This is a genomic window from Tautonia sociabilis, from assembly GCF_003977685.1.
GTDB lineage: Bacteria > Planctomycetota > Planctomycetia > Isosphaerales > Isosphaeraceae > Tautonia > Tautonia sociabilis.
In genome coordinates this window covers 42,071-50,248 of record NZ_RYZH01000047.1, presented here as the reverse complement: position 1 = coordinate 50,248, position 8,178 = coordinate 42,071, and the positions used below count along the sequence as shown (strand labels likewise).

The 8,178-nt window shown below is 68.6% G+C and carries 4 protein-coding genes; 2 read left to right on the top strand and 2 right to left on the bottom strand.

Annotated features, from left to right (window positions below):
- The first annotated feature begins 527 nt into the window (after positions 1 to 527).
- Positions 528 to 845 (top strand): ArsR family transcriptional regulator, encoded by a 318-nt coding sequence (locus TsocGM_RS20055; protein ID WP_233579053.1) that lies wholly within the window; start codon positions 528 to 530, stop codon positions 843 to 845.
- Positions 846 to 917: 72 nt separating this feature from the next.
- Positions 918 to 1,949, top strand: coding sequence for a helix-turn-helix domain-containing protein (locus TsocGM_RS27215; RefSeq protein ID WP_233579051.1), 1,032 nt, complete (start codon positions 918 to 920; stop codon positions 1,947 to 1,949).
- 13 nt (positions 1,950 to 1,962) lie between these two features.
- Here TsocGM_RS27215 and TsocGM_RS20045 read toward each other — a convergent pair whose 3' ends face one another.
- Positions 1,963 to 3,273, bottom strand: coding sequence for a DNA methyltransferase (locus tag TsocGM_RS20045; RefSeq protein WP_233579050.1), 1,311 nt, complete (start codon positions 3,271 to 3,273; stop codon positions 1,963 to 1,965).
- Positions 3,274 to 4,554: 1,281 nt separating this feature from the next.
- Positions 4,555 to 7,917 carry an AAA family ATPase gene (locus TsocGM_RS20035; RefSeq protein WP_126727244.1) on the bottom strand — a complete coding sequence of 1,121 codons (3,363 nt, stop codon included), beginning with the start codon at positions 7,915 to 7,917 and terminating at the stop codon, positions 4,555 to 4,557.
- Positions 7,918 to 8,178: the final 261 nt, after the last annotated feature.

The window sequence follows — 8,178 nt, the reverse complement described above, 5'->3', positions numbered from 1 at the left end:
AGACACCGCCGATGCGACGGCGAGCCACCGGGTTGCCCCCGCCTGGCGTGATCCGCCCCGTCGTCTCCGACGGGCCGTCCCCGGGCGGGAGCGTGCGAACGTCGCGTTGGGCCGCCCGGCTCGTTGCACGGAGCAAACGTCGGGATGCGTCCGAACTGCGGCGTAGGTGCCTCGCTCAGGTGAGAACGGGCCGCCTCGTCGGGCGGCCCGCGTCAGGTGGGTCTCACCAGCGGCGAGAGTCATCTTACCGGAGATTGCCCTCGGGTCAACACCCCGGTCCGGAAAATCAGCGAAGGGCCGACGACCGGCCCCCGGATCGTCCGATACAAGGGGAGGAGCGGTGGTTTCCCGGAGGGAGTTCGCCGCGGTTGGACAGGGCCCGGGAGCATCAGCGGCTCGGCGACGCCGGCAGGGACTGGCGGGCGGGCGCGAGGTGCCCCGGGAGGCGGGGGCGAGGGATCGCCCCCAGTCGAGGGGCCGGCCGACGCCGGCTCGCCGACGCGAAGGCTCCAGGGAGGGGTCCGGACGTGCCCGTCGCCATGTCAACGCAGACGCAATGGCTCAGGAGCGTCCTCTTCGACCGCGGCTACCTGGCGCGGATTAAAGGAGAGGCGATCAAGGTCTACCTGGTCATGGTCGCCGCCTGCGGCGGTCGGCCCGACCGCAGCGTGACGATGAGCCTCAGCCAGTTGATGGACCGCACGGCGCTGTCGTGCCCGACGGTGATCGACAGCCTGGCCCGGCTCGAGAAGCTCGGCCTGGTCGTCTCCACCACCCGAGAACGCGGCAAGGTGAAGACGTATTACGTCCCGGACCCGCCGGAGCCGGAGGTCGCCTCCCTCTGAGCCGGGACGTCCCGCCTCTCCCCCCCCCCGACCGATCAACCGCCGCGGCCCCAGGAAGGGCGACCGAAGGCCATGGACTGGTTCTTCTTCCGAGTCGAACACGACCTGCTCCGCTCCGAGGCCTTCCGGTCGCTCGGCGGCTCGGCGATCAAGGTCTACCTCGTCATCGGCCTCTTCGCCGACTTCGGCACCGGCTGGGCCTATCCAAGCATCCGGACGATCGCCAAACAAAGCGGCCTAAGTCGGCAGACCGTGCTCGACGCCATCGCCGAGCTGACCCGGGCCGGCCTGCTGGCGACGAGTAAGTCGCCGGGCAAGGCGACGGCGTACAAGATCCTCCGCAACGGGCCAGACCGCCCGGCGCGCAAGAGCGGCAAGGTGCCCGCAATTGCGAGGCGCGCCGTTCCAGAACCTTTAGAGAACCCCCTCTCGGGTGGCCCATTTCCTTTCGAGGGCGGCCCCGAAGGCGTCCCAGATTTCTCAGGAGTCGCGGCCCGGCCGTTCGGCCGCGGCGGCCGCGGCGATGGGCCCGAACGAGATCCAGCAACGAGAGATCCAGACGACAACACAAGCATCCCGATCCCCGGGACGCCGTTCCGGATCACGGCGGAGGGGAAGTTGCTGGTTGCTGTTGATCTCCAGGAATTGTTGACGGAGCAGGGACTGCCCAAGAAACTGGCAAGGAAGCTGGCGTCGCAGAAAGAGCCGGAAGACGTGGCGAAGGTGCTGCTGAATGCGCTCTTCCTACAGAGCCAGGGGAAGCTGCAGAACGGGCCGGGCTACATCCGGGCGGGAATCGAGGACGGCTACGAGCTGCTGCCGCAAGTGGCGACCAAGCTGGAAGTTCGGAGGAGGCAGCTGGAGGAGCACCTGAGGTCGGTCGCGGCCAGGAAGGACCGGGACCGGGTGGAGGACCAGCGGGAGGCGGAGGAGGAGGCGATCCGCCTGCTGATCGAGCGGCTGCATCCGGAGGAGCTACAGCGGCTGGTCGACCGGGCGGTCGAGCAGCTGCCCGGACCGATCGTGAGGCGAAACCCGACGCTGTCGAACCCGTTTGTCCGGGGCAAGGTGTACGAGCTGGCGGGGGGAGAGCCGATCGGCTGATCTTGTTTGGCGATCAGGGTTTGCGCATCACGATCAGGTCGCGGACCTGGCCGAGCAGGCGGCCTTCGGCGCGGGCGCGCTGGACGTGCTGGGGCAGGTAGGAGCCGTCCATCGGGCAGCTGATGCGGCGGACCGGCAGGAAGCCCGTCTGCATCAGGGCGGCGTAGCCGAGAAAGGCGTGGTCCACGTACCCGAAGCCGGCGGGCAAGTCCTTCTCGGTCTGGTTCGCCAATAAAAGGGCGACGTGGCCGCCGGGCCGGAGGGCGGCGAAGGCGTCCCGGGCCAGCGTGTTCAGGAAGCGGATCCAGCCGCTCAGCGGCTCGGCCTCGACGCCGAAGGCGGCGTAGGGGCCGGCGAGCATGGTATGGTAGGGAGGATCGCAGAAAACCAGGTCGCATTCGCGAGCCTCAGGCGGAAACCCGTCTCTTACGTCGTGCTGGGCAATCTCGGGGCGTACAGGGCTCAGGTCATACGCGAGACAGCGGCGGCCCATCGCCTCGCAGACGTCGAGCGTGGTCCCGCCGCCGGCCATCGGGTCGACCACCAGGGCGCCGGGAGAGGTGAAGTAGTGCAGGGTGTGGGCGACGATGGCGGCCGGAATCGAGCCGGGGTGGGGAACGCCGTACGCGGGATCGCGGCGGAATGCCCAGACGTCGTAGGGTGTGGGGCGGAAGCCGGTGGTGAAGCGGTCGCGGCGGCGGAGGTCCTTGTAGGCGGCGTGGACGGACTTGGTCCCGGCGTCGAGCTGGGAGACTCCGCTGCGGGCTCTCGGGTCGCCGGCCTCGGCGGCCCGCCAGACGGCCCGGGCCTGCCGGTACAGGTCCTTGCCGCCGATCCCCAGCGCCCGGGCGATCGCCTCGTCGGTACGGCCCGATCGATCGTCGGAATTCCGACGATCGGCGCCGTCGGCCCCCTTGAGGTTGGCGGCCCGGCGTTCCCGGGCGGCGGGGGAAAGAAGGGCCTCAAGGGCGTCGGCCTCGCGCATGAGCTGGCTGAAGGTCTTGCGGCGCTGGCGGTTATAGTCGAGCACGGCGCGGCGGCGGGAGGCCCCTCGGGGGACGTCCCGGATTTCGCAGGGGACCGATTCCATCCCCAGCGCCTTGGCGCAGGCCAGGCGGCGGTGGCCGGAGAGCAGCTCGAAGCCGTCGCCGTCGGGGGCGGCGACCAGGGGGACGAGGATGCCGCGCTCCCGGATGCTGTCGAGCAGGCCGTCGGCCCGGATCTCCTCGGCCGGGTCGCCGTAGAGGTCCAGGCTGAAGCGGTTGGGGCGGAGGGCCGAGGTCGCCATCGGGCGGACCTCGACCGGCTCGGCGAGGGCGGTCATGGCGGGGACGTCCGTATCCTGGGGGGCGATTCCATGCCGGTCGGGCAGCCTACCAGGGATCGGCCGATCCGTCCAGAACGGCCGGATCGGCGGGCGGCGATGGCGGGGAAGGGGGGGATGCCCGGGGCGACTCGGGTCGCTCCGGGGAACCCGGACCGGCGCCGGAGGCCCCTCGCCTCTTCTCGGACGAGGTCCCTGGGCTCGGGGATGGCGGCGGCCGACGACCGCCCCCGGCCAATCGAGGGCGCGGACGAGGCCTTCCGGGGAGAGGGTCCAAACGGCCGGCGACCGAGCCGACGACGGCACTGGCCCGAGGATGAGGAGGGCGTGGGGGAACTGGTCGTTTCCCTCCCTCCCGGTCTTGAGCAGCCGGGGTCGAGTCGTCCCCGGCATCGAGGGCCTTCCGGGTCCGGGCTCGGCTCGATCCCCGCCATCCCGATCGCGACCCCGAGCTCCCCTCGTCGGCCTGCCGAGCGATCCGGCCTGGGGGGTCCGGTGGCTGCCTCCCGGCGCCGAGGGGCCTTCGGCGGCGCAAGGTCCGGCCGCGCTCCGGGGGAGGCTCCCGACGCTCGGGAGGAACGGGAGCGGACACGAGCGGTGCGCTCCCGGTGCGCTGGCCGCGTTTTCCGTAACGCCTTTGTTTGAAACAAGAAGCGTTGTCCACGATGGGTTCGCTCCGCGCCGGGGCGCCGCCGTTTGAGGGAGGGAGGGGAAGATGCCTTCGGTGGGGGCCCCGTCGAGCCGATCGCCGGTTGGAACCGGGAGAGCGGAAGGGCCCGGTGCGCGATGGGGACGCGAGCGGTGCGCTTCCGGTGCGCTCGAGGAGGTTGGTGTAACCAGTTCAAGGACAACGGATTGTGGGATGCCAAATGGGTTCGTTCCGCGCCGGAGGCGCCGGCAGGAGGGGAACGAGGCCCCGGGGAGGGGAAGGGCCGGGGAGTCGAGGTCCCGGCTGGATGCCGGACGCGGGATGATCGCCGGCCGGGCCGCTGTCGGGGAGGGGGGACGGGAGCGGACGGCGATCGTCGGAGTTGGGGGGAAGGGCGAGGGGGTCGGGGCCGGCACGGGGACCTCCGCGCGAGGGGGAGCGTCGGGGCCGAAGCCAAGGCCCCTCTCCAGGAAGATCAGGGTCCGGGGCCGTTCTGCCCACAGGACGCATCCGGATCGCGAATTCGGCCGGCGGATCGGGTTCCGTACGCCTCCGTGGCTGGCGACGTCGCCCGGGGCGCCGAACGCCGGGGCGAAACGGTCGGGATGTCGGGATGATCGACGTTGACGTGCTCACGGATCGCCGGTGTTTCGTACGGTCTCGCCGCCGTGCTGGCTACACCGGGGCCGGATCGAGAGGAGTTGGGGGATCTTCAGGAGCGGGTCGGTGCAGTCGTCGTCGGTCTGGATGAAGCAGACGCCCTGTTCCAGGTCCAGGTTACTGACCTTCTGGGCCGACAAGGCCTCCAGGTTCGGGGCCGCCTTGCGGATGGCGTCGATTGCCTTGCGGTCGGAGGTTTTGAAGATCAGCCGGGTCAGCAGGTACTTGAAGATCCGGGCAGGGATTCGGTCGGGGAACTGCGAGGCCAGGACGAACGACATCCCGTCGTGGCGGATCTGGGTGATGGCGTTCTCAAGCTCGGCCACGAGGTCCTTCGAGTCCACGTACTCGTGGGCCTCGTCGAAGACGACCATCTTGTTGACACCGTTCTTCGCTCGTCGCACGAGATCGGTCAGGACCAGGCAGAGCTTCAGGGCGTCGTCGCTGCTGAGCGCCTGCATCCGCAGGTCGAACACGTTCAGGCTGCCCTCGGTCAGCACCTCGGTCCATTCGTAGGTTCGGTCGTCGGTCAGCCACTTGCTGGCGAAGCTCAGGCGGTTCTTGGCCCTCTGCCGCTGCATCGGGCTGAGCCGCTCGTCGGTCAGGATGTGCTTCTCCAGGGTTTTGTAGGTCAGCCGCTCATCGTAGTAGAGCTTCTGGATGATGTTTCGGATCACGTCCATGTACTCCGCCTGGGCGCTGGGCGGCTTCATCAGGATCTCCCAGTGCTCGGCCCCGAGTTCGTCCGGACGGAACTGGATGGGGTAGAGCGGGAGGCCCCGGAATTCGTCCTGCCGCCTCCTGAGTTCCGGGCCGAAGCCGAAGACGTTGATCCGATCGACCCCGGCGGGCTCGGCCCCGTACTCGTTCCGGAGCCGATCGACCTCGGACGGCTTGGAGTTGGGCTGCTGGAATCCCCAGTGCTCGAACCGGGCCTCGGGGTTCTTGCGGTAGTTGAACGCCACGACGCACATGGGCTTGCGGTGCCGGCTCAGGTTTGGCACCGTTTTCAGGGCGCTCTCGATCAGCACTCCCAAGGCGTAGGACTTGCCCGAGCCCATGTAGCCCAGGACGACCAGACACTGCGGCTTGGCGAACGAGACGGCCAGGCCTCGTTTGCCGTCCTTGAGCCGCCCGATCAGCCCGAGGCTGGGGCTGTCCAGGATCGTGTCGCCGACGACCACCTCGATGGGCACGGGCGGGACGGGCTCGGCGGCCTCGATCCGACCGGCGGGAGGTGGGGGTGTCCTCTTCGGTGCGGATTCCTGCGACCGGTTCTCCCGGCTCGGAGACCCGGAGGGCACGGTGCCGGAGGCGGTCGGGGCCGTGTTCGAGGAGGAGGGCGGGGCGGTGGCCTGGGACGACGGCGAGCCGTTCGGGGCGGGTGTGGGGTGCGTCTCGCCGATCGCCCGAGCGAACGCCTCGGAGAGCTTGGCTGCGTGCCTGAGCAGCTGGCTCCTCCGGCACAGGCCCTTGTCTCTCAGGAACTCGACGAACTGCCGCTGGTCGATCTCGTGCGTGCCGATGGAGAGGTCATGCTGCTCGATGTCCACCAGGGCATCATAGATGGCGTTCAGGAGCGAGAGTTCGTCCCCGCCCGCGGGGAGGTAGATGCCGCCCATCTCCTGGATCGTCTCGACGTACTCCTGCCCCTTGCTGCCCGCCGCCTTGCACCGTCGGTCCCTCAGGAGGATGACCGTCTTCGGGCCGGTCTTGGAGCGCATCACCTCGGCCAGGTTCCGCATCCTCGCCGTGAAGGAGTTGCCCTCGGCGTTGTTGATGCACAGACAGAGGTCCTCGGCCGAGCCCGGCCGCCGGACGAGCAGGTTCGGCGGCATGACCTTCGTCCCGCACGTCGCCCGGTCGTAGGCGGCCCGCTCGCCCGAGTGGGCCAGCAGGGTTTCGACGATATTCCGGATGCGTCCGAAGAGGTCTTGCTCGATGGGGATCTCTCGGTCGTAGGAGTCCAGGTGCCGCCGCTCGGCCTGCTCGATCGTGGAGCCGATCAGCGTGTCCACCGCCTCTTGGGTCACGATGGCGGCAATGCCTGGCGGCGCGGACTCAAGGCCCTCCTCGTCCCCGTCGAGCCACGCCTCGAACATCGCGCGGGCTCCCTGGATAAAGGATCGGGGCGACTTGGCCCGACCGCAGAGGGAGGACACGGCGTCTTCGGTGAAGGGGTAGATGTTCGTCGGCAGCCGGTGCTTGATGAAGGAGGGCTCCAGGTGGGCCGCCAGCAGCTTCAGCCCGTGCCGCGGCCCGAAGGTCTCCAGGGTCACGGACTGCTGGGAAATCCGCTCGGTCACGCTGGAGTCGAGGACCTGGCTGAACCAGGACTCCCAAAGGCTCGGGAAGATGCAGGTGACGACCAGCAGGTTGGGCGTCATGGTGAAGATTTCCCGCACGGTGTCCCCCCACCGCTGCGAGAGCCGATGCTGGTCCCGGAGGCCCTCAAGCTGGTCGAACGCCAGGATGAGCGGCTGGTAGTAGGTCGAGAGGATGCCGATGCTCTGAATCGCCCGGAGCGCCTGCTCCTCCCGCTGCTGCTGCGTGGACACGTCGGCCGAGGTCTCGTCGATCTTCACCCAGGTGGGATCGAGCCCCAGGTCCTTCGCCTCGGCCTCGTCGATGTCCTGGCCCGAGAGCCACCGCAACAGGACCCGTTTGCGGTCCGCCCTGGAGACGAAACAGTAGGTGATCAAGACGTGGGCGATCCGCTGGTCCACGTCGGGGTTGTTCACCTGGAGGTAGCTGAGGGTGCGATTGCGGATCGTCCTCATGTTCTTCTGCCGCTGCTCGCCTTCGCCGAGCATGCGGAAGAGGTTGTAGGGGTCGTCCCGGAGGAGCGTCGCCCAGCGCCGCTTCTGGTCCGCATCCTTGCCGGCCTCGATGTCCTGCTCAAAGCTGGGGATCAGCACGGCCGAGAAGACGTGGGCCAGCAGGTCGTCCAGTTGGGTCTGCTGGGGCGTGGCCAGCGCGAGGGGCTGGGAGAGGCTGCGGATCATCTCGGCCCAGACGTGCTGGGCGACGGCATCCTCGTTGTTCGGTTTGCGGACAAAGAGGATGTGGTTGGTTCGGGACAGGTTGCGGGCGACCCGCATCAGCAGGTGCGTCTTGCCCGTCCCCGCCTCGCCCAAGACGAGGATCCCCTGAGTGCTCGACGCTTCTCCAGGTCTTGCCAGCCGCTGCAGAGCCCGCAAGATTCGCTTGTATGCGTTCTGGTTGTATTCTTCGAGGTCGGGGGCCTGATCCCAGGGCGTGTTGACCCGATCGAGGAATGCCGGGGGATCCGTCTCCAGCAACGGTCGGTAGGTTTCGGTCTGGTCGGCGTGCATGGTCGGCCCTGGATGCTCATCCGATCGACACCAAGAACGCGATCCACTCCTGCGGGAGACGATGTCTCACGCGACGGTTTGATGACTTCGCAGCTGCTTGACTGATTGCGTTTCTTTGTTCTATCGACCCGCCGCCGGTCGTTCAATCATGCTGTTGCCCTGGGCCGTGCGCTGTGGCTCTGACCAGGGGGGGGTTCTGGTTCCCGAACGTCGTTGCCGCAGGGATTGCGGAACACCTCGTGATCGGGGCGGCGTCGAGAG